Source organism: Agrobacterium sp. ST15.16.024, assembly GCF_027956545.1.
Lineage (GTDB): Bacteria > Pseudomonadota > Alphaproteobacteria > Rhizobiales > Rhizobiaceae > Agrobacterium > Agrobacterium cucumeris.
Window position 1 is genome coordinate 39371 of the sequence record NZ_JAQKGO010000011.1, and the last position, 24660, is coordinate 64030.

The window sequence follows — 24660 nt, forward strand, 5'->3', positions numbered from 1 at the left end:
TTTCGAGTGAACGCGGCTCTGGGGAGGGCCGCGACAAAATTGGGCGGCAGGTCCGCCGGCATCTTTAAACAATGCGTCTTTAAACAATAAAGGGAGGAATATGATGAGGAAGACGTTGTTTCTTGCAACGACAGTTCTGACTGCCGTTCTGTCCGCTGCTGCCGCGAGTGCTGCCCAGAAAGAAGTGACCGTATGGTCATGGTTCGTGCAAAGCACCATGAAGAAGTCGATCGCGGCCTTCGAGAAGGCCCATCCAGACGTCAAGGTGAACTACACCTACTACAATTATTCGCCGGAATATATCACGGCGCTGAAGGCGGCGGCGGCATCCGAGAGTTTGCCTGACATCATCGGCCTGCAGCCGGGGTCCCTCACGCAGCAATATCGCGATAATCTGGAGCCCGTAAACGACCACGCCGCCAAGCAATGGAGTGCAACGTGGGAGGAGAAGATTTTCCCCGTCAACCGCAAACAGATGTTGATGGGCAACCCCGCCGGCGACAAGAATTTCTACATCATTCCCCAGGAATCGCAGGTTCTCTGCATCTGGTACAACCGCAAGCTCTTCGAAAAACACAATATCGCTGTGCCGAAGACTTATGCGGAACTGAAGGCTGCCGCCAAGACGCTGAGCGATAACGGCCTCATCCCGATGTTTCAGGGCGCTGCGGACGGCTGGCAGAACGAAAACGTCTTCCTCATGCTCGCCAACCAGTTTTCCCCCGGCATCGTCGACAAGGCGCAGGAGGGTGAAACGCCGTGGACCGCGCCGGAGCTGGTGGCCGCCATGAAGGCGTGGAAGGGCCTCTTCGATGACGGCATCTTCCAGCAGGGTGCGCTTGGCGCGCACGCCTATCCGACCGGCGCGCAACTCTTCGCACAGGGCAAGGTGGGGATGATGGCGCTTGGCTCCTGGTGGATGCAGGAAAGCAAGTTCCCGCCGCCGCTCTCCGAATATGTACAGAACATGGACGGGTTCGACTTTTTCTACATGCCTCCCGTCAAGGAGGGCAACAAGGCAAGCCCACCGGTTGGCGGCATCGACATCGGTTATGGCCTGACGAAGAATGGCGGCAAGAATGACGCCGCATGGACTTTCCTTGCCGAGCTGACCAACGGTGTTGGTCTGCAGGAGGCGCTGAACGACCTGAACGATCTGCCGGCCTTCGAGGGCCATACGCCGAAGGGCGATATTACCGACCACGTCAAGCAATTGTCGGCGCGGTTCATGGCAGATCTGCCCAAGGCCGAAAACCAGCGCTTTTCTTCCCCGGCCGTGGCTGAGGCGCTGGACAACGCACTGGCGGGTGTAGCCGCCGGCAGCATCGAAGCCGAGGCCGCGCTGGCCAAGGTGGACGAGGCGACCAAGAAAGCGCTCGCGTCCAAGTGACAGGCGGCCTCAAGATGCCGGGCGTTGCCAAATGCGCCCGGCGGGTTGAAGCGCATCGACCACGACAAGACCTCCCAGGTGCGCTTCAACACCTTTCGATGCCGTTTCGTTTGGTGGCGGCGTGATTATCAATCGGTGAGAACCCATGCGTGCAGAAGTTTTAAGGGCCGGCGCTACGCCTGTTATCATTGAACGCAGCAGAGTTTCGAGGACGTCCATGCTTTATGTCTTCGCCCTTCCTGCCGTTCTGCTGTTCGTCGTTTTCATTGCCTATCCAATCCTTTGGGTGACGGGACAGAGCTTCTATGCGGCTTCCGGCGAGGCACGCAGCTTTGCGGGGTTTTCGAATTACGCCATGGTTCTTGGTGACCCCACCTTCTGGATTGTCGTGCGCAACATGGTGCTCTGGGGTGTCATCACAATTCCAGTCCAGATGCTGGTTGGCGGGGTGCTCGCCTGGTTCATCGAACGGCACACGGACCGGCTGCGCGGCTTCTTTCGCACTATGTTCTTCCTGCCCGTCGTCACCTCCGTTTCGGTGGTCAGCCTTGTCTGGGTGCAGATTTATGCGCCCTATTACGGCATCGCGCAGGAATATCTGAAATATGCGGGCATCGTCATGGCGACCTCGCCGATCGGCGATCCGAAAACGGCGATCTACGCGCTCATCGTCGTCAACATCTGGCAATGGACCGGATTTTCCATGCTGATGTATATCGCCGGCATCGCCAACATGCCCTCCGAGGTGCTGGATGCGGCGCGCATCGACGGCGCTAAGGGTTTCAAACTCGCGGTGAATGTCGTGGTTCCGATGCTGGCGCCTGCTACAAAATCGCTGCTGCTGCTCGGCGTCATCGGCACACTTCAGACCTTTCCCATCGTGCATCTGATGACCGGTGGCGGCCCGAACCGGGCAAGCGAGGTTTTCGGCACCTTCATCTTCAAGCAGAGCTTTGTGCTGGGCGATACCGGCAGCGGTGCGGCGCTTTCCGTGATCGTTCTTGTCGTGGCGCTTGGCCTCTCCCTGTTGCAGATCGCAGCACTCGGCGCGCGGCTGACGCCTGCCGGAAAGGATCGGTCATGACGGCTTTTGCCCGCAACCGCGCACGCGGCCTTCTCGTTCATGCGGTGCTGTTCATCGTGCTCGGCATCTGGATGATCCCCCAGGTCTATATGCTGTCGGTCGGCCTTAGAACTCCGGCTCAGGCGTTCGATGCCGCGCTCTTCACATGGCCGGTTACCTTCGACAATTTCATCACCATTATCCGCGACAACCCGCTCGGCGGCATCTTCTTGAACAGTCTGATCGTGACTACCGCAACGGTGGCGATCGTGGTCGCCGTATCCTCGCTCTTCGCCTTTTCCATTGCCATCCTTCGGCTCAAAGGCACGCTGTTTCTGTACACAACGCTTCTGACCACGTTGATGGTGCCGCTCGCCTCCATGGTATTGCCGCTTGCCATTCTCCTTAAGAATTTCGGCTGGGTGAACACCTATATCGGTCTCATACTGCCCTATGCCGCACTTGGGGTGCCGTTTGCCATGGTCATCTTGAAATCCTTCATGGAGGACGCACCGCGAGAATTGTTCGAGGCGGCGCGGGTGGATGGCTGCAATGCCTGGCAGACCTATTGGCACGTGGCGCTGCCACTGGTGCGGCCTGCGCTTGTGTTTGTCACCATCTGGCAGTTCATCGTCACCTGGAACGAATTCTTCCTCGCGCTGATCGTGCTGACGAAAAGCGAGATGAAGACGCTTACCATCGTGCCTATGCAATATTCCGGCCTTTATATGGCCAATCCCGGCGCGCTGTTTGCGGTGCTGACGCTGATCGCGCTTCCCCTCATTCTTCTATATGTGCTGGTTCAGCGCGCCTTCGTGCGTGGCCTGACTGCCGGTGCGGTGAAAGGCTAGACACATGGCGACGGTTTCGATCGATAAAATCACCAAGGCTTTCGGCAGCCTGACGGTTATTCCCGAGTTGTCGCTGACCATCGAGGACGGCGAATTCTGCGTGCTCGTCGGTCCCTCGGGCTGCGGAAAATCCACACTGCTGCGCATCATCGCCGGGCTGGAGCCGATCAGTTCCGGACGTGTACTCGTGGATGGCGCGGATATGAGCGATGCCGAGCCGCCCGAACGTGGTGTGGCCATGGTCTTCCAGTCCTATGCGCTCTATCCGCATATGGATGTTGCCCGCAACATCGGCTTCGGGCTTGAAATTGCCCGAACGCCCACAGCTGAAATTGGCGAGCGGGTAGGCCGTGCGGCCGGGAAACTGCGGCTTTCGAGCTATCTGAAACGCAAGCCGCGGGAACTGTCCGGCGGTCAACGCCAGCGCGTCGCAATCGGCCGGGCGATGACACGCAAGCCGAAGCTGTTCCTGCTCGATGAACCGCTCTCCAACCTTGATGCGGCACTGCGTGTCGGCATGCGAGTGGAGATCGCCCGGCTCAAGGCAGAACTCGGCTGCACGATGATCTACGTCACGCATGATCAGGTGGAAGCGATGACGCTTGCCGACAAGATCGTCGTCATGAACGGCGGACGCATCGAGCAGATCGGCTCGCCACTGGAGCTTTACCAACGCCCCGCCAATATTTTCGTCGCGGGTTTCATCGGCTCGCCCGCGATGAACCTTCTCAAAGCACGCGTCGTCTCGGTCGCTGAAGGGGTCGCCACCGTATCTCTCGCAGCAGGCCCTTCATTTGAGATTGCGGTTTTGAGGCGACTCGAACCAGGTGACGAGGTGACGCTCGGTATCCGGCCCGAACATATCGCAATCGGTGACGGGCAGGGCGGGCAGTCGCATCCGATGAAAGCGACAATGGTCGAGCTTCTCGGCAGCGATACCTTCATCCATGTCCGCGAAGGCGAGGAAACGATCACAATACGCGACAGCTTTGGCCGCATGGCGAGGGCTGGTGACCGGATCGTCGTGTCTTTTCCGGCCGCCGCCTGCCATCTGTTCGATGCAAATGGGCAGAGGATTTCGCGGGATATGAAGACCCCACAAGAGACTGCACCAGTACACGTTCGGATCAATTGAAACTATGTGGAAGGGGTGCCGCATATCCGGCACGATGAGGGAGGAAGACGGGAATGACGGATTTTCAGGGCAGAACGATCCTTGTAACGGGCGGCAGCGGAGGTATTGGCGGAGAAACGGTGCGCCATCTCGTGCGCGCCAAGGCCGATGTCATCGCGGCTGGGCGTTCGCAGGAAGCGCTCGATGCCATCGCGAAAGAAACCGGTTGCCGCACATTGACATTCGATCTTGCCCGCGACGAGGAAATCCGCGCCGCGCTGGAGGGACTGGACCTGTGGGGCGTTGTCAATTGCGGTGGTTTCGGCGGCGAAATCGCCACGCCTATGGATACCGATATCGCCATCTTCGACAAGGTCATCACCATCAATGCGCGTGGTGCGCTGCTGGTGACGAAATACGCCACCCAATCCATGGTCAGGCTTGGCAAGGGCGGCGCCATTGTCAACGTGTCTAGCCAGGCAGCTCTTGTGGCACTGCCGGGCCATATCTCCTATGGGTCTTCCAAGGCAGCTCTCGACAATATCACCCGCTGCTCGGCGCTGGAGCTTGGCCGCTACAATATCCGCGTCAACAGCGTGAATCCAACTGTCGTCATGACGCCGATCTCGTCCGGCCACTGGAGCCAGCCGCACGTGGCCGAGCCTTTCCTAAAGCAGATGCCGCTTGGACGGTGGGCCAGCGAAGCGGAAATTGCCGCCCCCATCGTTTTCCTGCTCAGCGACGCAGCCTCGATGATTACAGGTGCTTCGCTGCCCATCGACGGCGGTTTTACCTGCTGTTGATTGGATGCAAATAATCCGCGTGCACGATCAACTATGATGCATCAATCTTCACAGGCGTGAGGGCAATGAACCGGTCGAGTATCCAGCACCCGAACTTGAGGCCGTCCTTGGCAAGACGCTCGGTGTGCCCCTGTTTCAGGAAAGTGCGATGCGGGTCGCCATGGTTTGCGCCGGTTTTACCGGCGGTGAGGCCGATTAGCTGCGCAAATCGATGGCCACGTGAAGTTCACCGGAGGCGTTTCGCGTTTCAAGGACAAGCTCGGTCTCCGGCATGGTGAAGAACGGCTATTCATCGGAGTTTGCCGAAAAGACGTTTTCGCAGCTCGAAGGTTTTGGTTCCTACGGTTTTCCGAAGAGCCATGCAGCCTCTGAACTGATCGCCTACGCTTCGAACTACATCAAATGCCATTATCCCGATGTTCTTTTGCGAAGCACTTCTCAACAGCCAGCCGATGGACTTTTATGCGCCCGCCCAGATTGTCGGTGATGCATCGCGTCGAGGTGCGGCCGGTCTGCGTCAACCGCTCGAGCTGGGACTGTACGCTAGAAAGGATCGGCAGCACCGATCGACATGCCGTCCGGCTGGGGTTCCGACAGGTAAAGGGGCTGGCAGTGGTAGACGCAGCCCCGGATCGGGGGGCCCGCATGAACAGGCCATTCACCTCGGCAGATGACATTTGGCGCCGGTCCAGTGTTCCGACCGAAGCGCTTATCCAGTTGGCAGAGGCCGATGCCTCCTAAATGGTAAGATTCCCAAATGCGGGTCGTTGGTTCGAATCCAATCAAGAGCAATAGAAATCGCTGATGATACGTGATCGAATAAATTCAAAATTGGCGTCTGCTCATCCAGTCCACAGCGTTCGCAAGCGCCAGTATACAATTCGAGGAAAGACAGATGATCATTCGACCATTCGCGATCGCAGTTGCCGACGAAGACCTTATGGATTTAAAGCATCGTCTGTCCATAGCTCGATGGCCTAAGCCACTTGACGACGCTTCCTGGGAGGATGGCGCAAGTCTCGCCTTTCTCCGCAGGCTAGTAGATCACTGGCAGAACCGCTTCAACTGGCGCGCGGAAGAAGCGCGGCTCAACGAACTGCCGCAGTTCGTAGGATCGATCGATGGCATCGATATTCATTTTATCCACCAAAGGGGCATCGGACCGGCACCGTTGCCGCTGATCCTCACTCACGGCTGGCCGGGTTCGTTTACTGAGTTCGAGCGCATCCTGCCGCTCCTGACCAATCCCGGTGCCCACGGTGGCGATCCGGCGGATGCTTTCGATGTGGTGGTCCCCTCGCTTCCCGGCTATGGGTTTTCGTCCGCGCCTCTAGAGCTGGGCGTTGGATCTCGCGCCATCGCCGGCCTTTGGCATGAACTGATGACATCGCTCGGATATGAGCGGTTTGGTGCGCAAGGCGGTGACATCGGCTCAGGCGTGTCCACCTGGTTAGCGCGCCTGTTTCCGGATACGGTCCTCGGCGTTCATTTGAATTACGTATCGGCAGGGTTCCGTCCCACTCTGGCTCGTGGCGACGAGCCGTCGGAAATGGAGCGGGCCTACCAGATGAGTGCCGCATCATGGGCCGCGACCGAGGGGGCATACTCGGCGATGCATTCCACGAAACCGCAGACTTTGGCGTTCGCGCTTTCGGATTCACCCGTGGGTCTGGCAGCCTGGATTTCAGAGAAGTTTCGCGCGTGGACGGACTGCGAAGGCGATCTCGAAAGCATTCTCTCCTTGGATACGATTTTGACTGACATCTCGCTCTACTGGTTCAGTGGCAACCTCAATGCCTCTCTCCGGCTTTACAAAGAGAACCGCCTCGACCCTCTCATTTTTGCCCCGAATGAACGACTGACACCGCCGTTGGGGATGGCGCATTTTCCCAAGGAACTGCCGATCCCACCGCGGTCTTGGGTCGAGCGGGTCGCAGAGATCACCCGATGGTCGGAAATGCCGAGAGGTGGGCATTTTGCCGCGCTTGAGCAGCCAGATTTGTTGGCAAATGAGATCAGGGAATTTTTCCGGCCGCTTCGCTGAGATCGAAGTCGACGACGCGTCCCCATTTCCTGATGGCTCGGATGATGCGGCCCATCGCGCCTGGTGCCATACCTGCAGGGCAGCGCACTCCATCGTTAAAGAGTTTTAGAGATCTAGGTCCTGTTGACAAAGTAGATTCCCAAATCAGCGGATGCATGTTTCAAGACTGCCTTTTATGAGGCGGACTTGGCTCGCGGCGATGTGACGGATTTGGAATGGAAGGTGATCGAGAGACTCTTGCCGACCGAGCGCGGGAGGAAGTCACGACCTGCACATGACAATCGCCGATATTTCGACGGCATGCTGCATGTTCTGCGGGTCGGCTGCCCCTGGCGCGACATGCACGAGCGCTACGGCAAGTGGAATTCCGTCTATGTGCGCTTCCGCCGCTGGGCTGAACAAGGCGTGTGGGATGCTCTCCTTGAGACGCTCGTCGAAATGGGGCTGACGGATGACTGGCAGCACATGATCAACAGCACTACGGTTCGGGGCCACTCTCAGGCTGCGGTCGCTAAAGGGGGACTTATAAGGAGGCTTTTGGTCGATCACGCGGCGGCTTTACGACGAAAATCCACGCCCGCGCAGACGGTCAAGGACGCCCTCTCGGCTTCATCCTGACGGGTGGCGAAGCTTCGGATTACAATGCCGTTGCTGACCTGCTGGCCATGCCGGTCAGCAAACCGCGACTGTTTCTCGCCGACAAGGGCTACGACGGCGACTTCCTGCGTGAGAAACTGCTGATCCATGGGATCAGGCCTGTCATCCCGCCAAAAGCAAACCGGAAAGACCCGCCTGCGTGCGACTTCCGGGTCTACAAGGACCGAAATCGTATCGAACGGATGTTCAACCGGATCAAGCAGTTTCGTCGTGTCGCCACCCGATACGACAAGACCTGCAAATCCTTCGCCGCATTCCTCGCATTGGCTGCAGCAAAGATGTGGCTGCCACACTTTGTCAATAGGACCTAGTCGAGGGTCGCTGGTTTATATCCCTTCAAGACCAAAGGACTTTTTCCGTTTAGAGGAACGTAGCAGTTCAACGGCGGCCGAAGCCGCGTCCGCTAGAACTAGGCCAGTGCCTTGCCGCGAGTTGAGACGTGTTTTCCGGCAGCATGTGAAAGTTAACGCAACCTACAGATAGGTTAATGATTTTTGATTCTCACCGCGCGCCTACCGTCAGAGAACGCTGCTATTGCCAGATTTGTTGGCCCGTGCCTCGCCGCTCGGATAGGAGCACATCAATCTCACCGGACAATATCATTGGCCAAAGTCTGAGCGTTGGGCCTCTTAGAGGCATCTCTGACATTCACGGCAGCCAAAGCCTGTTCAATCGACGTGTAGATCTCAGTATCGATGCCTTCAGGGAGCCACGAGACGACGCTTAGGACGTCCCCGCGCCTGTTTTTTCTGGCAAAGAGAACTGTTCCAGGCGGGAGGTCGTTGTGGTGGATCATCGAGAGCACCTCCGTTCGGACATATGGCCAGAATTCGTTGGGTATCCCCATTGCCAAAAGCGCCTGCAACTCGTTCCAGAACAGTTTCGAGCTTATTGTGCGATCGTCTTTCTGAACTACAACTACATAACGGCTTGCCTGTCGCAGGCGGAGCAGTACAGGCAAGCTCGTTGACTGGGGTGGCACGTGTTGTCGACAGTTCATTAGCGGTGAAATTCCGTTTATCTCGATACGATTTTTCGACATCCTCGGGGGATATCAGGCGGTTGATGCCTGTGCGACGGCGATTTTTTGGACAATCGACGTCTCTACCCGGAAGTTTGAACATCCTGTTGCCTGCCAAGATAGAACATCCGGCGCGGCAGCACGGCAATGGCCGTTAGTCCCCCGTATGCGATGGCCGCCGCCGCCACGATCTGGAAAAGGGAATTGAGACTTGCCTGAAACCAGATCACCGAAGCCCACCCGACGAAAGCTGCCAGGATCATCCTGACTGTTCCGGCAAGAACCGGGAGTAAAACACGCTTCAGTCCCTGGCTTGCAAAATAAAGCGCCAGTCCCAATCCAACTGCACCATAAACCGGTGCGACAATCTGCAGATACTGGGAGCCTAGCTGCTGCACATCCGGGTCCGCCGTGAATAATCTCATCCAGGTCATGGGGAGCAGAGTGGCGAGAATGCCGATTGTCTGCGTGAGGCCGAATGCGATACCTGCGCCAACCCAGGCGACCCGGCGGGCGCGTTCGATCTGACCCGCTCCGATATTAATCCCAACCATGGTGACGATAGCGGTTCCAAGACCGAAGATGATAGGGATTTGCAGATAATCTAGCCGCGATGCGATGCCGAACCCCGCGATCGCGTCTGCGCCGAAGTGGCCGACGGCCGCCGTTACGAACGTAACCGTCAGATTGACCTGGATCGTGCCGACTGCGGAAGGCAGGCCGACACCCAGAATGTCCTTGAACAATCGACCTTGCAGCGGAACGATTTTGAACTGTAGAGGGCTGCTTGATGAGCGCAGGTACAGGACAAGCACCAGTGCCGCGATGAGATAATAAATGAAGACTGCAGCGCCTCCGCCTGCCACGCCGAGCTGGGGGAAGAAGCCCCAGCCGAAAATCAACGGCGGCGACAAGACGAGGAGAAGGAACGCGCCGGAGATGATGACAAGGGCAGGCACGTTCACGTTGCCAGCGCCCCGCAGGGCTGCCGAAAGCAAAGCCGTGATCCAGATGGGAATAGAGCCTGCGAACACAATTCCTGAATAGAGGAGGGCGGCCCTAAGGGTTTCTCCAGTCCCTCCCATTGAGCGGTAGAGCGCAGGTCCAAGAAGGATTGCAGCGACTGAGAAAATAGCTCCGAATACTGTGGCCAGGACAATCGAATGCCAGACAAGCCCATCGGCATCAGCGTCGCGGTTGGCTCCCAGCGCTCGGGCCACAGCCGAGGAAACTCCCCCTCCAATCCCGCCATTCGACATCATTTGCATCAGCATGAGGACCGGAAAGACGAGGGTCACGCCCGCTAAAGCCTCGGTCCCAAGGAAGCTGACGAAGTATGTTTCCGCGACCCCAACAAAGGTCTGGACCACGAGAACGACGACCGTGGGCAATGCCAGCCGGAACAGTGTGGGCGTGATTGGTCCATAAAGAATTCCACGTGGTGTCTTCTGTGAAATTGTTGAGACATGAGAATTTTTGCTGTCAGGCATATCCGCCATGGCTGATCCTAAAAAGTTCTCCGAGGCTCTGCTCCGCTCCCAAGGCCATGGGGTCGCAACCGGTTCTCAGAATTTGAAAATAGATTGTTTTTGAAATCTAAATTATATAGAGTTCATTCGCAATCTAAAATATCGCTTCCGAGCGTGAGACCGGAGCCCGTGCAGGTGTTCAAAACCCATGTTTCCGATCAAGGATCGATAAAAGCTGAAATGGTGGAAAACCCACTTGCCGGGAATCTATGCTTTGCCGTGCAGCGGACAAACCGCATCATCTCCCGCCAGATCAACGATGCATTGCGCTCGACAGGACTAACGGCAGAGCAGATATTTCTTCTTGCAGCGATTGGTGAAGCAGGTTCCCCTCGAATATCGGAGGTTTTGCTACTTCGTGGCCTTGACCACTCAACCGTCGTTTCAAATCTCAAACCCCTTGTGAGGAAGAATTGGGTGATGATGTCCGTGGATGTTGATGATCGCAGGGCACGAAGACTTCTGCTCACCGACAACGGGAGCGAGCGGCTTGGAATGGCATTTGAGCGTCTTCAGGAACTTGAAGACGCGCTGGTGAAAAAGATTGGCGGGACGCAGAATACTCTTGGCCTGTGCCGGATGCTTAGCGAGCTATCAACAGCGTGCGCTTGACATAGGCCGCGCGGGCGACCGGTAGATGAGTGCAAGGATACAGCCATCACCCCTTATTTTCGGCGCCGTCTTCCCGCACTACCTCCTCGTGGGGCTGCGCCTTTAATCCAGCCACTTCGGTCTCCAGCCGGGCCAGCCGTTTTTCCAGCGCGATGAGGTAGTCTCCCTGCGGATCGTCGATACCCAGGACGGCATCTTCCCACGATCGCCATTTTTCTCGAAAACGCTTCAACATTTCAAATCTCCATGGCCATCAATTTTACAAATCAGCGCTTGCAGGCCCACAGTATGAGCGAGCATCACGCCATTCGCTCCGAGAGGCGGATCACCTCTGCCGGTTGCCTCAAACCTGCGGCGACGACTGAAACTCTCAGCCGCCCTTCAAGCGCGTCATTGAATGTCGCGCCGACGACGATATTAGCGTCGTCATCGACTTCCTCGCGAACACGTGTTGCCGCTTCATCGACATCAAAAAGGGTCATGTCCGGTCCGCCGGAGATCGAAACTAGAAGGCCTTTCGCTCCTCTGACGGACGCTTCATCGAACAGCGGATTGGCGATTGCTGCTTCGGCAGCGTGTCGGGCACGGGCGTCTCCCGTTGCCTCGCCCGTGCCCATGACCGCTCGGCCCATGTCACGCATGACTGACCTTACATCGGCGAAGTCGAGATTGATCAATCCTTCCTTGACGATCAGATCGATGACGGAACTGACCCCGGCATGCAGCACATGATCTGCCATTTCGAATGCATCCGCGAAGGTCGTCCTCGCATCGGCAATCCGGAACAGGTTCTGATTGGGGATGACGATCACCGTGTCTGCGCATTCGCTGAGGCGCTCGATTCCCTGCCGCGCTGTTCGCATTCGCTGGGTACCTTCGAATGTGAAGGGCATGGTGACGACGCCGACCGTCAGTATGCCGGCCTTGCGCGCAGCATGGGCGATAACGGGTGCGGCACCTGTTCCCGTTCCGCCCCCCATGCCCGCCGTCACGAAACACATATGGGTTCCGTGGAGGTGATCCATGATCTCGTCAATCGACTCTTCGGCGGCCGCCTGTCCAATCTCGGCCAATGATCCGGCGCCAAGTCCCTCCGTGACGGTCGGGCCAAGCTGGATAAGCCGTGGCGCTTTTGACATGGACAAAGCCTGTGCATCGGTGTTCGCAACGATAAACTCCGCGCCCTCGAGATCGTGCATGATCATGTTGTTGACAGCATTGCCGCCGCCACCGCCGACGCCGATGACGGCAATCCTTGGCTTGAGGAGCGTTATGCCGGGCGGTGAAACGACAGTCGTTGGTTGCATGGTGGGAGCGTCCTGGTGGAGACTTTGTTCAAAGGGGATGACGCGCGGGGTTAATCAGCTAATGGCGTACGATTGCCTCTCCTCGGCCAGCGTCGAAACACTGCGCTGGCATTGACGCCACCGAAGCCGAAGCCATTGGATATCGCATATTCAACATCGAGGGGTCGGGCATCGTTTGCGACAAAGTCGATGCCATTGGCCTCAAGGTCCGGTGAACTGAGATTCAAGGTCGGGGGTGCGATCTGGTGCTGGAGCGCCAGGATCGTGAAAATAGCCTCAAGGCCGCCGGCGGCCCCCAGCAGGTGCCCCGTCGCCGACTTCGTGCCGCTGACAGCGATCGACTTCCTTTGGCCGAACAGGCTCTTGATTGCTCTGAGCTCTCCGAGGTCTCCAACCGGGGTCGAAGTCGCATGTGCGTTCAAATGGCCTATTTCGTGCGGCGCGATACCCGCCTGCGCGATGGCGATTTGCATTGCCCTGCGAGCGCCGCTTCCATCTTCCGGCCCGGAGGTAATATGATGGGCGTCGGCGGTCGTTCCATATCCAACGAGTTCCGCTATCGGCGTCGCACCGCGAGCAAGGGCGTGGCTTAGCGCTTCAATGACGAGGATGCCTGCGCCTTCGCCCATAACGAAGCCGTCGCGCGTGGTGTCGAAGGGACGTGACGCTTTGGCCGGGGTCTCGTTAAAGCCTGTCGATAGTGATCTTGCCGCTGCGAAACCACCAAGGCTTACAATGTTCATACAGGCCTCAGTGCCACCACAAACCGCAATGTCGGCTTCATTGGATCTGATCAATCGCGCTGCATCGCCAATCGCCTGAACGCCGGCGGCGCATGCCGTCACCGGCGCTCCCAGCGGGCCTCTAAAGCCATGCCGGATAGAGACTTGTCCGGCAGCGAGATTCACGAGAAAGGATGGAATGGTGAAGGGCGAAAGGCGGCGGACACCGCGTTGGTCGACGGTACGCACCGCCTCCGTTATCGCGGGAAAGCCACCGATGCCCGATGCGACGATTGTCGCCGTTCTCAGTTTTTCTTCTTCGGAAGCTGGCTTCCAGTTCGCCTGCGCGAGAGCCTCTTCCGCCGCTGCCAGCGCAAAGATGATGAAGCGGTCGACCTTACGTTGATCCTTCGAGGGCAGGGTCCTGTCAGGATCAAATCCTCCTTCAGGATCTTCAGCCAGGGAAGGGACAACGCCTCCGATTTTTGAAGGCAAATCCCCGACGATGTCGTCACTCAGTCGCCGGATCCCGCTTTTGCCAGCAAGGAGCCGAGACCAGGAGATATCGACATTCGCACCAAGGGGGCTGACGGCTCCCATTCCCGTGACAACGACACGACGCATTTGCATTCCACCTGTCTATGATCAAAAATTTGGCATGCCTTCGGCGTCCGACCGAATGATCGGTCGTGAACTTGGGACATGCGGTTTGCGCTATACTCGCCTGATAGCCGTGCGGATTCGGCTGAGCCGTGACAGCTATCGGCGATGAATATCCAAAAACTGTCTGTTAGTCGCTGCCATCGCGGCCAGCAATGCGCCGGACCTCGCTCGCTGCCGCGTCGAGTACACTCGTCGACAGCAGTTCATCCTCGATGATCCGGGATAGCGTCACCGCACCGACCATCATTGACAATATTGCCATGGCCTTTCCGCTTCGAGCTTTATCGTCACCCTCTCCGATGAGTTCTTCGAGCACCTCGAAATGCGCCCGGATACCATCCTCAAACGGGCGTCGAACTTCGGCGGTTTGACGCGCAGCGTCGGAGCCGAGAGCAACGAGCGGGCATCCTTCTGCCTTTTCGCCACTATGGTCTTTGGAGAGGTAGAAGCTGATGATGGATTCCAGGGGATCTGATGTGTCTGCTGCGGCATCAGACCACCTTCTCGTGGCGCTCTCGAGAGCACGCCGTGATGCGAGCGCCGCAAGATCGTCCTTCGATGCGAACTGCTTGTAGAATCCACCCTGGGTGAGGCCTGCACCCTTCATCAGGTCTTTCAGTCCGATCCCGTCGAACCCATGCTCTCGAAACAACCGGCTGGCGACGTTGATCACCCTCTCGCGGTTTTCTTCTGCCTGTACGCGGCTCACTCTCATGTGGACCTCCAATTAGATTTCAATTGACATCTATATGCCTTTTAGAGTTAGACTGCAATCTAATATTTTTGAACAGGCCGTCAAGAAGGGGCGACGAAATGAAACGGAAACTAGTTATCACTGCAGCAGCAGTGCTGGCGCTGGCCGCAGGCGGAGCCGCAGCACTGCTGCTTACGGCGCAGGCACCCGAGGCAAAGGCTGCCGATCCCCGGACCTTGGCGCCGCTGGTCAACCTCGCGACGGCCAGGCTCCCTGGTAATTCGAGCAGCAGCTTTACCGGAACCGTTGGTGCTCGCGTCCAGAGTAATCTCGGCTTTCGCGTTCCCGGAAAGATCGTCGAACGTTTCGTCGACGTCGGGCAGCAGGTAAACGCTGGCCAGCCATTGATGAGGCTTGATGAGACCGATCTTCGCCTTGCTTTGACTGCCAAGCGAAACGCTGTCATCGCAGCACAGGCGACGTTTGTTCAAGCGAAAGCCGATGAGAAACGCTTTGCCGTGCTGGTGAAGACTTCTGCTGCCTCGACGCAGCAATATGAACGATCAAAGGCCCTGCTGGATACGGCGACGGCACAGTTGGCCGCCGCTCAGGCTGAGGCGAATGTTGCCGAAAACGAGGCCCAATATACGGTTCTTGTTGCCGATGCAGATGGAACCATTGTCGAGACGCTCGGTGAACCGGGCCAGGTGGTAACCGCCGGGCAGTCGGTTGTCCGGCTCGCGAAGTCTGGTCCGCGCGAAGCCATTGTCTGGCTTCCCGAAACCATGCGTCCTGACATTGGAGTTCAGGCTTCCGCATCGGTTTATGGCAGAAACAATGTGGAGAAGGCCAAGCTGCGCCAGATCTCCGATTCTGCCGATCAGCAGACCCGCACTTATGAAACGCGCTGGGTGCTTGAAGGGGGGGCTGCAAATGTGCCCCTGGGAGCGACCGTCACCATCGAGATCGAGAACAGGGATGCGCAGAATCATGCCGAACTGCCGATAGGCGCCCTGTTGGATGACGGGACGCGAACGGGCGTCTGGGTGATCGATCAGCAATCATCCGTCGTAAAGTTTCGTGATGTGAACGTGGAGCGGGTGAGCGAAGAGAATGTGGTCGTCACTAATGTCAAGCCGGGAGAGGAGGTCGTTGCGCTTGGCGCACATCTTCTGAAGGACGGAGCGCAAGTTCGCACCAACGTTGGGACAAAAGAGGCGGCAAATTGATGAACCTCAATCTTTCCGCCCTTGCGGTTCGCGAACGCGCCGTCACGCTGTTCTTCATCGTCCTTCTGTCGGTTGCCGGCGTCTATGCCTTCGTCAAGCTGGGACGCGCGGAAGACCCCTCCTTTACCATCAAGACATTGACGGTCACCACGGTCTGGCCGGGCGCAACCGCACGCGAGATGCAGGATCTCGTTGCCGAGCCGTTGGAGAAGCGCATTCAGGAATTGGCCTGGTATGATCGTGTCGAGACAACCACGCGTCCCGGTTTTGCCTATCTTACCGTCACGCTCAAGGACAATACGCCGCCGGGCGCCGTCGCCGAAGAGTTTTATCAGGCGCGCAAGAAGCTTGGCGATGAAGCCAGAAACCTGCCGCAGGGTGTTCTGGGACCGTTCGTGAACGACGAATATTCCGACGTCAGCTTCGGCCTTTACGCTCTCAAGGCGCAGGGCATGCCGATGCGCGATCTCGTCCGGGAAGCCGAAAAGATCAGGCAGGACATGCTTCATGTTCCCGGCGTCAAGAAAATCAATATTCTGGGTGAGCAGCCGGAGCAGATATTCGTAGAGTTCTCTTATGAGAAGCTCGCCACGCTCGGCATATCTCCTCAGGACATTGCCGCAGCCCTTCAACGGCGCAATACCGTTACGCCCGCTGGCTCGATAGATACGCAGGGTCCGCAGGTCTTCATTCGTCTCGACGGTGCCTATGACAGTGTTCAGTCTATCGCTGATACGCCCATCGTCGCTTCCGGCCGTGCGTTAAAGCTTTCCGACATTGCTGAGGTCCGCCGGGGTTATCAGGAGCCGGCAAGCTATGTCATCCGTCATGACGGCGAGCCGGCCATCATGCTCGGTGTGGTCATGCAACAGGGCTGGAATGGTCTGGAACTTGGCAAGGCTCTCGAGGAGCGCTCCAGCCGGATCGCACAGTCGTTACCCCTTGGCATAACGCTGACCAAGGTCAGCGATCAGGCTGTCAACATTGATGCGGCGGTGGGTGAATTCATGGTGAAGTTCGCCATGGCCCTCGGCGTGGTGCTCTTCGTTAGCCTCATTGCGCTCGGCTGGCGGGTGGGCATCGTCGTGGCTCTGGCCGTTCCGCTGACGCTGGCTGTCGTCTTCATCATCATGCTCGAGACGGGGCGCTTCTTCGACCGCATCACGCTCGGTGCATTGATCCTGGCGCTTGGCCTGCTTGTCGATGACGCCATCATCGCCATCGAGGTGATGGTCGTGAAAATGGAAGAGGGCATGGACCGCATCAAGGCGGCTGCCTATGCCTGGAGCCACACTGCCGCACCGATGCTGTCGGGCACGCTGGTGACCATTATCGGCCTGATGCCGGTCGGTTTTGCCGCCTCTGCAGCCGGTGAATATGCGGGCAATATCTTCTGGATCGTCGGTTTCGCACTGATTGTTTCCTGGTTCGTGGCGGTGATCTTTACGCCCTATCTCGGCGTAAAGCTGTTGCCCGATATCAAGCCGGTAGCAGGTGGCCATCATGCGATTTACGATACGCCGAACTACAGACGCCTACGCGGCGCGATCGAATTCACCGTCAAGCACAAGTTCCTGACCTGCGCCATTGTCGGCGTCGTCATGGCGCTCTCGGTCGTCGGGATGGGTGCGGTGAAGCAGCAGTTCTTCCCCACATCGGACCGCCCTGAGGTTCTTGTCGAAGTCCGCATGCCAGAAGGCACGAGCATCGAGACGACGACCGCCACGGTGAAGAAGCTCGAGGCGTGGTTGAAGCAGCAGCCCGAAGCGAAGATCGCGACCAGTTACATCGGCCAGGGTGCGCCCCGCTTCTTCTTCGCCATGGCGCCTGAACTGCCCGATCCTGCCTTTGCAAAGATCGTTGTGCTGACATCCGACGCCCACGAGCGTGAGGTGCTGAAACTTCGTCTGCGGGAAGCCGTTGCGCAAGGGCTGGCGCCCGAGGCATTCGTCCGTGTGACGCAACTCGTCTTTGGCCCCTACACGCCATTCCCCGTCGAGTTTCGGATCAAAGGACCGGACGCCGGAGAACTGTACAAAATCTCCGAGCAGGCACTTGCTCTCATGAGCACTGTCCCTGACGTCAGAAATGCCAACCGTGACTGGGGTAACCGCACACCTGTTGTCCGGTTCGTTCCTGATCAGGATCGCCTGAACCTCATCGGCATGTCGTCCGCCGAGGCTGCCCAGCAGATACAGCTCCTGCTAAGTGGTGTTCCCGTCACGCAAGTCCGTGAGAACATCCGAAACGTTCCCGTCGTGGCCAGAAGTGCCGGTGAAATCCGCCTCGATCCTGCAAGGCTAGCCGACTTCTCGCTCGTGACGAGAGACGGCCGTGCGATCCCGCTCGATCAGATCGGCCACACGGAGGTGCGCTTCGAAGAGCCGATCCTCAAGCGTCGTGACAGAACGCCGGTGGTGACGGTCCGGTCGGATATTAACGAGGCGACACAACCGCCGGAGGTTTCGCAACAGGTGATGACCGCTCTTCAGCCACTCGTTGCCTCTCTGCCTGCTGGCTACACAATCGAGATGGGCGGCAATATAGAGGAGTCCCTCAAGGCGAATACTGCCCTGGTGAAGGTGTTCCCACTGATGATCGCAGCGACCCTGATCATCATCATCCTTCAGGTCCGCAGCCTGTCGACGATGACGATGGTGATGCTGACGGCACCGCTCGGTCTTGCAGGCGTCGTGCCGACCCTGATCCTGTTCAACCAGCCTTTCGGGTTTAACGCGATCCTGGGTCTTATCGGCCTGGCAGGCATCCTCATGCGCAACACGTTGATCCTCACCGAGCAGATCAAGGAGAACAAGGCTGCGGGTCTGGACGATTACCATGCCGTGATTGAGGCTACGGTGCAGCGAACGAGGCCCGTCATCCTGACAGCACTTGCCGCGGTCCTCGCCTTCATTCCCCTGACGCATTCGGTTTTCTGGGGTTCGATGGCCTACACGCTTATCGGCGGAACGGCGGTGGGCACGCTTATCATCCTGCTCTTCCTGCCGGCACTCTACGCTGCATGGTTCCGCATCAAGCCACCCAAGGCAGAAATCTATTCGGCGGAGCACGCGAATACGGAAACAGCTCAGCATTCGCTTGCTGCGGAATAGCCACCCCGTCCCTCCGCAGCATCATCTGCTGCGGAGGGATCATATTGCTTGGCGAGAGTGGCGTGTGTTTTGTGTGCCCACAGGGCCGTTTCGGAAGCCATGTCTTCGTCCCGCTTCAATCCTGCCAATGAGGAGTCTTTACATGAACCCCGTCGTATCCATTTTCAAACATCCTCCGGACGGGGGTAGAGGATATCACCGGGATATGCGCGTGAGGTGGGCTCTCGAGGAAGTCGGCCAGCCTTACACTCTACGGTACCTGACTTTTTCCGAGATGCGCCGCCCCGAATATCTGGAAAAGCAGCCGTTCGGCCAGATGCCGATCTACCAGGAGGGCGATCTCATTCTTTTCGAATCCGGTGCGATCGTGCTTCACATAGCACAGCGTTTCGCCGGCCTCCTTTCCGATGAAGCGAATGCGCGCTCGCGTTCCATCATGTGGATGTTTGCAGCGGTTAATTCGATCGAACTCTGTATCGCCTCCGGCAGCGTTGGTCATCTCAGTCAGCGGCTCCAGCAACTGGGCGATACGCTTGGAGGGAAAGAGTGGCTTGAGGGGGCTCAGTTCAGCGCCCGTGATCTCATGATGGTGAGCGTACTGCGGCCGCTTAAGCACTCTGATATTCTGCTGGATAGCCCTGGCTTGCAGGACTACGTCGAAAGAGGCGAGCAACGGTCCGCGTTCCAGCGTTCGCTGGGCAATCCACCAGCGGACAGGCGAACGGCGTGACTTGATGGCATAAGCATCCGTCACACCTGTCTCTTCAGGCGAGAACCGCCGCATTAACTCGACCGATGTTTCCCGCGTCGAGGCGACTCCCCCCACGTGTCGTGGGGACTGACCATCCGCCTCCTCAATTTCTGCAAATGCGTTTTATTTCGCTTGCAATCTAACGGATTTATAGATTACAAACGAAATCTAAATTGATTTCTAATCCAACGCTAATTTTGGAGAGCGTAGATGTCGAGAGACAAGATTGTTGTGGTGACCGGAGCATCCTCCGGCATAGGGCAGGCGACCGTGAGGTTGCTGTCACAGAATGGGTTCAAGGTGTTTGCAGGATCGCGCAATCCGGACAAAAGTGGACCGGTTCCCGGTGTCGAGTATGCACGTCTCGATGTGGACAACGACGAGTCGGTGAGGCAATTCGCCGATTGGGTTCTGTCCCGTTCAGGTCGGATTGATGTCGTGGTGAACAATGCAGGCGTCTCTCTTGTCGGGCCGGTCGAAAGCACGTCGGACGATGAGGCGAAGACCCTTTTTGAAACCAATGTTTTTGGCCCACTGCGCATGATACGAGCGGTATTGCCTGCGATGCGTCAGCAGAATTCCGGCCTGATTGTCAATGTCAGCTCGGTCCTCGGCTTCCTCCCCGCACCTTATATGGGCCTTTATGCCAGCAGCAAGCATGCCCTGGAGGGACTATCTGAAACGCTCGACCATGAAGTTCGGCAATTCAATATTCGCTCCGTTCTGGTTGAGCCAACGTTCACGAGGACAAGTCTCGATGTCAATGCGAAGCAGACGGAGACGCGCATTGACGACTACGCTCATCAATTAGCCAAATCCAATGAGGCCGTTCTTTCCGCCATTAAGACAGCAAGCAGTCCTCAGACTGTCGCTGCCGAAATCATGGCCGCAATCACAGGACCTCACAAAATGCGCAGGCCGGTTGGAAAACAGGCTGCGCTTCTCAGTCGCCTGAAGCGCTTTGTTCCAGCCAAGGCATTGGATAGCGGCATCAGGAAGACGTTTGGGCTCTCCAAGCTGTAAGCATTCGCGGAGCTTGCGCGCCACAAGCAGAAAGTAGGGCGTCGGCATTCGGAAACTTCACGTCATCTATCATCATGACTGACGGAGGCCACACTCGCGCCGACCGCCACGCCCGCTGCAGCGGTCGGTCGCACTGCCGACAACCTGTTTGCGTGCGCTCGGACCGGCGGTAGAAATGCGTCCGGGCCAGCGGGATGTTGCAGTGGTCATCGCCTTAGTAAAACCGGCAAAGCCAGCATTCATGGTGGTTTCGGCTTCCATCAGGAAATTGTCGAGAGTTATCCTTCGCTCTGGTCCCGATGCCAAGGACGAGCGGAAATACGGGGCGCCCGTTAGCAAAATTGTTTAGGGCAAGTGGTTACCCACCGATCGCTACGTCTTGAATGGAGAGCCGCAGCTTGTGGTGCGGAGCGATAGACGGGCTTGCAATAGCTCATTTATGGCAATAATTATGAGTTATAGAGAGAGGTGCTATAACTCATGAAATGGAACTGGCAAAACACGGATTGGCCAAACTTCAGGTACGGCACCGCAAGCTTGTTACCCTTGGAGCAGAAATTCTTGCAGTCCGCGGGCGAGGTTATCGGTGCTGTCCGGCATTTCAACGATGATGACAGCAACCAACTTCGCATTGAGTTGCTGAGCGACGAAGCGGTCAAGACCTCAGAGATTGAAGGGGAATTTCTGGACCGCATGAGTGTCCAATCATCACTCCGCCGGCAGTTCGGGCTGGACACGGATGATAGACAAATTCGCCCCCAAGAGCAGGGGATCGCCGAGATGATGGCGGATGTCTATCGAAGCTGGCATACGCCGCTGCGTCATGAAGGACTGTTCCATTGGCACTTAATGCTGATGGCCGGAAACCGATACATTGAAACGGTTGGTGCTTACCGCAGGCATGAAGACGCCATGCAGATCGTGTCAGGTCGATTGGATAAGCCGACAATCCACTTCGAGGCTCCCCCGTCTCGCCAGGTTACCGGTGAGATGGAGACTTTCATCGCATGGTTCAATCAATCCCGGCCAAATGGCCAAACTTCGCTTCAAGCTTTGACACGTGCAGCAGTAGGCCATCTGTACTTTGAAAGCATACATCCATTTGAGGATGGCAACGGCCGAATTGGGCGTGCGCTCGCTGAGAAATCCCTGGCGCAAAACATAGGGCAGCCAAGCCTCATTTCTCTCGCCTTCACAATCGAGCAGCGCCGTAAGGCCTACTACTCCGAGCTTGAGCGTCACCAGCGCACGCTTGATATCACCGACTGGATCATTTTCTTTTCAGAAACTATCCTGGACGCTCAACGGTCGACGCTTGAGCGCATAGATTTCTTCATTCAGAAAGCAAAGTTCTATGATCGTTTTCGGGGCCAGTTGAACGAGCGGCAAGAAAAGGTAGTCGCACGCATCTTCAAGGAAGGCACGGCTGGCTTCAAGGGGGGGCTAAGTGCCGAAAACTACATTTCGATCACAGATACATCCCGCGCTACAGCAACACGCGACCTTCAGCAGCTCGTGGAGATCGGTGCACTGACGCGTACGGGTGAACGTCGGCATACCCGGTACTCTCTGTCACTGCAGAAATAAATTGCTGCTAGGCAAATGCACTAGGTGAACGGCTGTTCGATTCCGCTCAAGGCGAAGACGGCTGGTTGATGATCGTATGCGCTTAAGTAAATCTAGGATGTATATCCCTTTGACATATCCCAAGTAAAAAGCTACATAGGCTACGTCCTTATTAGGCAATTCGGAGGTATCCAGATGGAGCAAGGCTCAGTATTCCAGAGCAATCGGAGCCAAGCAATACGGTTGCCAAAGGCGGTCGCTTTGCCCGATGACGTAAAGCGGGTCGATATCGTTGCGGTGGGACGCACTCGCATCATCGCCCCAGCCGGTGAAATCTGGGACAGTTGGTTTGAAGGAGCAGAGGCGACATCCGACTTTATGATTGAGCGCGACCAGCCTGCTTCGCAAGAGCGCGAGGCATTATAATGCTGAAGTACATGCTGGATACCAACATCTGCATTTTTACGATTAAGAATCGGCCTCAGCACGTGCGCGATGCGTTCAATCGCTCACACGATCAGCTTTGCATCAGCTCGGTCAGCCTAATGGAATTGATTTACGGAGCGGAGAAGTCAGCTAGTCCAGAAAAGAACCTTTCCGTTGTGGAGGGCTTCGTGGCGCGCCTCGAAGTGCTCCCATATGATGATTTCGCGGCAAGCCATTCGGGTCAATTGCGAGCAGAATTGGCGCGCAGTGGAACTCCTATTGGCCCATATGATCAATTGATCGCGGGGCATGCGCGCTCGCGTGGACTGATTATAGTCACCAATAATCGCCGTGAATTTGATCGCGTACCCGGATTACGAGTGGAAGACTGGGCCGCTTAGTTTCAAATATTGATCGCCTGCCGGATTTCCGCAAGCATTCCACCACCGGGTCGTCGCATCGTATCCCATCAAGAGCTTTCGCGCTCGTAACCCCGGTCAGTAACGTGAGCCCTCTATCACTAGCGCGAAGATGTAGGGAAATCCGCCGTTGCTCGGCCGGGCTGATGTCGCCAAGATCATGACCGTAGAGCGATCGCGCTTGGTGCGGCAGCTTCGCCTTGAAATAACCCTCCGACAGTCGGTAACGTGTTTCGATCCTGCCCAGGATGTCAACGGCCGCGGGACAGGCTCGGCCTGGATCCAGAATGGAAGCGTCTTGCTGTCGAAGGTCTCGGCCAAGTGAACCACAGCGCGATAGAGCTGCCAGTAGCTGTCGTCAAACCGGCGCATGTGGTCGATAAGCGCATCTTGGAAGCTCGCCGGATTGTCGCCTCAGTTTGTGAGGTGGCATCGTGAGAACACCTTCAAGCAACAGGCTGCTGGTTCACATCTTCAAAACGGTAGATTCATTGCAACGATTATCCGTTGTAGTTCGCGGCAGCAGCTACAGATCGTTCAGATCGGCCATTATGATGGCCTTTCATTGTCCTGTTTTCAGAACGGTATATCCTGATCTTCGATCTTCCGGCCAGTTTGTTCCAGAACTGTTTTGCTCTCACACGATAACCAGTGACCCTTCGCAAGAGAGAAGGGCATCCAGGAGACTATGATGAGACAGGTGCTGGGTATCATCAAAAATGCCCCGGTCATTGATCTGATTGACTTTTCGATGCCAGGCATGAATGGAGCTCAACTCGCAAAGGCTGCACGCGAATTGCGCCCAGCCCTGCCGATCCAGGTCGCGACGGGTTATGCGGATTTGCCGGCAGGGACCGAAATGGGTCTTCCACGACTGGGAAAACCCTACACGCAGGAACAGTTAGAGCGAGAGATCGCCATAATTCTTTCCTGAACCATAACGCCCCATTATCCTGCGCCAGAGCGTGAATCTCGAATGCGGGATTGTTAACCGACGACCGTTCCGGGTCCACCGTCACTACCGAAGAAGTCCGTCAATATCAAATTCTTCCCAGCCTTTCAGTTCTGACGCCGTTTTGATCAGGTTTGTCCGGGGCATCTTTCTTTGCCTTGCGGTTCGCCTTCAGCAACCTTGTCAGTTTCGCTCGATATGCGGCTTGCTGCCTCTTTTCTGCTTTAGCCTCAGCATCCTCTACGCGCCATTCATCGACGGCGCCTCGGTCAAGCAAATCTTCGACCACTTTGGGGTCAAAGACATGGAACGTGATCTGACGAGCCCGCCCATTCAGCCGGACCGTTCTGGTCCCCGCGCTCGTGAGACGCCCGTCGGCAAGCCAGCGATGCCTTTCCCCAGCTTTGATGGTGAGAATATCCTGTATCTCCCGGGGAATGATCGGCAGGAGTTCAATTCCTTCCAACGCGCGCGAGATGATCACCGCTGCCATGTTAAAGGCAGTTTTCTCATCTGCCGGCATTGCGAGGATCAGATCAGGGCCATCGAGTGAAAGGGCTTTTTTAGAAACGAAGGGGAGCCGGGACTTTATCTCCTGAAGGATGCCCTTCGCCCGCACTGCTGACCCAAGCGTGGCGGCGGGCGACAGCGTCCATGTCCTGAGCAGCTCTACGTGGGGTTTTTCGGTTTTCGGCATGCTTGATAAATGGG

General features: G+C 57.1%; 20 protein-coding genes and 5 pseudogenes. 17 read left to right on the forward strand and 8 right to left on the reverse strand.

Annotation, left to right across the window (positions count from 1 at the left end; all coding sequences use genetic code 11):
* Positions 1-103: 103 nt before the first annotated feature.
* The 8 genes and pseudogenes from PL640_RS22645 to PL640_RS25830 all read left to right on the forward strand — a co-directional run bounded on the left by PL640_RS22645 (position 104) and on the right by PL640_RS25830 (position 8233).
* Positions 104-1390 carry an ABC transporter substrate-binding protein gene (locus PL640_RS22645; protein WP_271363610.1) on the forward strand — a complete coding sequence of 429 codons (1287 nt, stop codon included), beginning with the start codon at positions 104-106 and terminating at the stop codon, positions 1388-1390.
* Between the two features lie 217 nt (positions 1391-1607).
* Positions 1608-2474, forward strand: a complete 867-nt coding sequence (locus PL640_RS22650) for a carbohydrate ABC transporter permease (protein WP_271363611.1) — start codon at positions 1608-1610, stop codon at positions 2472-2474.
* Entirely contained in the window at positions 2471-3304 is an 834-nt protein-coding gene (locus PL640_RS22655) for a carbohydrate ABC transporter permease (protein WP_271363612.1), read from the forward strand. Before PL640_RS22650 ends, PL640_RS22655 begins: the two co-directional genes overlap by 4 nt.
* A gap of 4 nt (positions 3305-3308) precedes the next feature.
* On the forward strand, positions 3309-4439 hold the full coding sequence (locus PL640_RS22660) for an ABC transporter ATP-binding protein (protein ID WP_271363613.1): 1131 nt from the start codon (positions 3309-3311) through the stop codon (positions 4437-4439).
* A gap of 53 nt (positions 4440-4492) precedes the next feature.
* Positions 4493-5221 (forward strand): SDR family oxidoreductase, encoded by a 729-nt coding sequence (locus PL640_RS22665; RefSeq protein ID WP_271363614.1) that lies wholly within the window; start codon positions 4493-4495, stop codon positions 5219-5221.
* A 46-nt stretch (positions 5222-5267) separates the two neighbouring features.
* Positions 5268-5956: pseudogene (locus PL640_RS22670) on the forward strand (helix-hairpin-helix domain-containing protein); the annotation flags it as partial.
* 160 nt (positions 5957-6116) lie between these two features.
* Positions 6117-7265: an epoxide hydrolase family protein gene (locus tag PL640_RS22675; protein ID WP_271363615.1), complete on the forward strand. Its 1149-nt coding sequence runs from the start codon at positions 6117-6119 to the stop codon at positions 7263-7265.
* 186 nt (positions 7266-7451) lie between these two features.
* Positions 7452-8233 (forward strand): annotated as a pseudogene (locus PL640_RS25830) (IS5 family transposase).
* Between the two features lie 275 nt (positions 8234-8508).
* Here PL640_RS25830 and PL640_RS22690 read toward each other — a convergent pair.
* Together PL640_RS22690 and PL640_RS22695 are read right to left on the reverse strand one after the other, a co-directional pair.
* Positions 8509-8718: a hypothetical protein gene (locus tag PL640_RS22690; protein ID WP_271363617.1), complete on the reverse strand. Its 210-nt coding sequence runs from the start codon at positions 8716-8718 to the stop codon at positions 8509-8511.
* A 308-nt stretch (positions 8719-9026) separates the two neighbouring features.
* On the reverse strand, positions 9027-10442 hold the full coding sequence (locus PL640_RS22695) for an MATE family efflux transporter (RefSeq protein ID WP_271363618.1): 1416 nt from the start codon (positions 10440-10442) through the stop codon (positions 9027-9029).
* 165 nt (positions 10443-10607) lie between these two features.
* Here PL640_RS22695 and PL640_RS22700 point away from each other — a divergent pair, with 165 nt between their 5' ends.
* Positions 10608-11084, forward strand: coding sequence for a MarR family winged helix-turn-helix transcriptional regulator (locus tag PL640_RS22700; protein WP_271363619.1), 477 nt, complete (start codon positions 10608-10610; stop codon positions 11082-11084).
* 46 nt (positions 11085-11130) lie between these two features.
* Here the strand turns inward: PL640_RS22700 and PL640_RS22705 are convergent, their stop codons facing one another.
* The 4 genes from PL640_RS22705 to PL640_RS22720 all read right to left on the reverse strand — a co-directional run bounded on the left by PL640_RS22705 (position 11131) and on the right by PL640_RS22720 (position 14491).
* On the reverse strand, positions 11131-11319 hold the full coding sequence (locus PL640_RS22705) for a hypothetical protein (protein ID WP_135856656.1): 189 nt from the start codon (positions 11317-11319) through the stop codon (positions 11131-11133).
* A 64-nt stretch (positions 11320-11383) separates the two neighbouring features.
* A complete protein-coding gene (gene ftsZ, locus PL640_RS22710) occupies positions 11384-12391 on the reverse strand; it encodes a cell division protein FtsZ (RefSeq protein ID WP_271363620.1) in 1008 nt (335 codons plus the stop codon).
* 50 nt (positions 12392-12441) lie between these two features.
* A complete protein-coding gene (gene fabF / locus PL640_RS22715; protein ID WP_271363621.1) occupies positions 12442-13737 on the reverse strand; it encodes a beta-ketoacyl-ACP synthase II in 1296 nt (431 codons plus the stop codon).
* Positions 13738-13903: 166 nt separating this feature from the next.
* Positions 13904-14491: a TetR/AcrR family transcriptional regulator gene (locus PL640_RS22720; protein WP_271363622.1), complete on the reverse strand. Its 588-nt coding sequence runs from the start codon at positions 14489-14491 to the stop codon at positions 13904-13906.
* A gap of 98 nt (positions 14492-14589) precedes the next feature.
* Between PL640_RS22720 and PL640_RS22725 the strand changes: the two genes are divergently transcribed.
* From PL640_RS22725 to vapC, 7 genes are all read left to right on the forward strand, one after another.
* Positions 14590-15699, forward strand: a complete 1110-nt coding sequence (locus PL640_RS22725; protein WP_271363623.1) for an efflux RND transporter periplasmic adaptor subunit — start codon at positions 14590-14592, stop codon at positions 15697-15699.
* A complete protein-coding gene (locus PL640_RS22730; RefSeq protein ID WP_271363624.1) occupies positions 15699-18812 on the forward strand; it encodes an efflux RND transporter permease subunit in 3114 nt (1037 codons plus the stop codon). Before PL640_RS22725 ends, PL640_RS22730 begins: the two co-directional genes overlap by 1 nt.
* Positions 18813-18954: 142 nt before the next feature.
* Positions 18955-19542 carry a glutathione S-transferase family protein gene (locus tag PL640_RS22735; RefSeq protein WP_271363625.1) on the forward strand — a complete coding sequence of 196 codons (588 nt, stop codon included), beginning with the start codon at positions 18955-18957 and terminating at the stop codon, positions 19540-19542.
* A gap of 231 nt (positions 19543-19773) precedes the next feature.
* Entirely contained in the window at positions 19774-20586 is an 813-nt protein-coding gene (locus PL640_RS22740; RefSeq protein ID WP_271363626.1) for an oxidoreductase, read from the forward strand.
* Positions 20587-21066: 480 nt separating this feature from the next.
* On the forward strand, positions 21067-22173 hold the full coding sequence (locus PL640_RS22745) for a Fic family protein (protein WP_271363627.1): 1107 nt from the start codon (positions 21067-21069) through the stop codon (positions 22171-22173).
* Between the two features lie 174 nt (positions 22174-22347).
* Positions 22348-22578, forward strand: a complete 231-nt coding sequence (gene vapB, locus PL640_RS22750) for a type II toxin-antitoxin system VapB family antitoxin (RefSeq protein WP_271363628.1) — start codon at positions 22348-22350, stop codon at positions 22576-22578.
* Entirely contained in the window at positions 22578-22979 is a 402-nt protein-coding gene (gene vapC, locus PL640_RS22755; RefSeq protein ID WP_271363629.1) for a type II toxin-antitoxin system tRNA(fMet)-specific endonuclease VapC, read from the forward strand. The genes vapB and vapC overlap by 1 nt, the downstream gene beginning before the upstream one ends.
* A 127-nt stretch (positions 22980-23106) precedes the next feature.
* Here the strand turns inward: vapC and PL640_RS22760 are convergent.
* A pseudogene (locus PL640_RS22760) lies at positions 23107-23369 on the reverse strand (hypothetical protein); the annotation flags it as partial.
* Between the two features lie 361 nt (positions 23370-23730).
* On the opposite strand from PL640_RS22760, the pseudogene PL640_RS22765 reads away from it, so the two are divergent.
* Positions 23731-23931 (forward strand): annotated as a pseudogene (locus PL640_RS22765) (ATP-binding protein); the annotation flags it as partial.
* A gap of 84 nt (positions 23932-24015) precedes the next feature.
* On the opposite strand, the pseudogene PL640_RS22770 reads toward PL640_RS22765, so the two are convergent.
* Positions 24016-24646 (reverse strand): annotated as a pseudogene (locus PL640_RS22770) (hypothetical protein).
* Positions 24647-24660: the final 14 nt, after the last annotated feature.

What these genes read in the sequence shown, in the direction of transcription:
- ftsZ (WP_271363620.1), bottom strand. Translation starts at nt 12,391, where the DNA reads ATGCAACCAACGACTGTCGTTTCACCGCCCGGCATAACGCTCCTCAAG.
- vapC (WP_271363629.1), top strand. Translation starts at nt 22,578, where the DNA reads ATGCTGAAGTACATGCTGGATACCAACATCTGCATTTTTACGATTAAG.
- vapB (WP_271363628.1), top strand. Translation starts at nt 22,348, where the DNA reads ATGGAGCAAGGCTCAGTATTCCAGAGCAATCGGAGCCAAGCAATACGG.
- PL640_RS22740 (WP_271363626.1), top strand. Translation starts at nt 19,774, where the DNA reads ATGTCGAGAGACAAGATTGTTGTGGTGACCGGAGCATCCTCCGGCATA.
- PL640_RS22655 (WP_271363612.1), top strand. Translation starts at nt 2,471, where the DNA reads ATGACGGCTTTTGCCCGCAACCGCGCACGCGGCCTTCTCGTTCATGCG.
- PL640_RS22725 (WP_271363623.1), top strand. Translation starts at nt 14,590, where the DNA reads ATGAAACGGAAACTAGTTATCACTGCAGCAGCAGTGCTGGCGCTGGCC.
- PL640_RS22730 (WP_271363624.1), top strand. Translation starts at nt 15,699, where the DNA reads ATGAACCTCAATCTTTCCGCCCTTGCGGTTCGCGAACGCGCCGTCACG.
- PL640_RS22650 (WP_271363611.1), top strand. Translation starts at nt 1,608, where the DNA reads ATGCTTTATGTCTTCGCCCTTCCTGCCGTTCTGCTGTTCGTCGTTTTC.
- PL640_RS22660 (WP_271363613.1), top strand. Translation starts at nt 3,309, where the DNA reads ATGGCGACGGTTTCGATCGATAAAATCACCAAGGCTTTCGGCAGCCTG.
- PL640_RS22695 (WP_271363618.1), bottom strand. Translation starts at nt 10,442, where the DNA reads ATGGCGGATATGCCTGACAGCAAAAATTCTCATGTCTCAACAATTTCA.
- PL640_RS22675 (WP_271363615.1), top strand. Translation starts at nt 6,117, where the DNA reads ATGATCATTCGACCATTCGCGATCGCAGTTGCCGACGAAGACCTTATG.
- PL640_RS22690 (WP_271363617.1), bottom strand. Translation starts at nt 8,718, where the DNA reads ATGATCCACCACAACGACCTCCCGCCTGGAACAGTTCTCTTTGCCAGA.
- PL640_RS22720 (WP_271363622.1), bottom strand. Translation starts at nt 14,491, where the DNA reads ATGAGAGTGAGCCGCGTACAGGCAGAAGAAAACCGCGAGAGGGTGATC.
- PL640_RS22745 (WP_271363627.1), top strand. Translation starts at nt 21,067, where the DNA reads ATGAAATGGAACTGGCAAAACACGGATTGGCCAAACTTCAGGTACGGC.
- PL640_RS22665 (WP_271363614.1), top strand. Translation starts at nt 4,493, where the DNA reads ATGACGGATTTTCAGGGCAGAACGATCCTTGTAACGGGCGGCAGCGGA.
- PL640_RS22645 (WP_271363610.1), top strand. Translation starts at nt 104, where the DNA reads ATGAGGAAGACGTTGTTTCTTGCAACGACAGTTCTGACTGCCGTTCTG.
- fabF (WP_271363621.1), bottom strand. Translation starts at nt 13,737, where the DNA reads ATGCGTCGTGTCGTTGTCACGGGAATGGGAGCCGTCAGCCCCCTTGGT.
- PL640_RS22705 (WP_135856656.1), bottom strand. Translation starts at nt 11,319, where the DNA reads ATGTTGAAGCGTTTTCGAGAAAAATGGCGATCGTGGGAAGATGCCGTC.
- PL640_RS22735 (WP_271363625.1), top strand. Translation starts at nt 18,955, where the DNA reads ATGAACCCCGTCGTATCCATTTTCAAACATCCTCCGGACGGGGGTAGA.